The sequence below is a fragment of the Actinocorallia lasiicapitis genome, from assembly GCF_054778695.1.
In genome coordinates, this window is record NZ_BAAGZI010000930.1 from 1 (window position 1) to 530 (window position 530).

1 protein-coding gene is annotated in these 530 nt (G+C 76.8%); it reads left to right on the forward strand.

The genetic code is table 11. From position 1 onward, the window contains the following. Positions 1-530, forward strand: a 530-nt coding sequence (gene bluB / locus ACYVE7_RS35555; protein ID WP_460371116.1) for a 5,6-dimethylbenzimidazole synthase, incomplete at both ends; no start/stop codon positions are given.

Sequence of the window (530 nt, forward strand, 5' to 3'; positions counted from 1 at the left end):
CGCCGCGCACACCGCCCCCTCGGTGGGGCACAGCCAGCCGTGGCGGTTCCTGGTCGTCCGGGACCCGGCCCGCCGCGACGCCGCCGCGCTGATGGCCGAGCGCGAGAAACTGGCCCAGGCCGACCTGCTGGACGAGGAGTCGGGACGGCAGCTCAGAGATCTCTCCCTGGAGGGGATCAGGGCCGCGCCGCTGGGCGTCGTGGTCTGCTGCGACCGCCGCGCCCCCGCCGCCGGGGTGCTGGGCCGGGCCACCTTCCCCGACGCCGATCTCTGGTCGTGCGCCTGCGCCATCCAGAACCTCTGGCTCGCGGCCCGCGCCGAGGGGCTGGGGCTGGGCTGGGTCACCCTGTTCCGGCCGGACGAGCTGGCCGGGCTGCTGGACCTGCCCGCAGGGGTGGTGACACTCGGCTGGCTCTGCCTGGGCTGGCCCGACGAACGTCCGCCCGAGCCGGGGCTCGAGCGGCGCGGCTGGTCGCGCCGGCTCCCCCTGGAGCAGGTCGTGTTCACCGACTCCTGGCCCGGCGGCGACG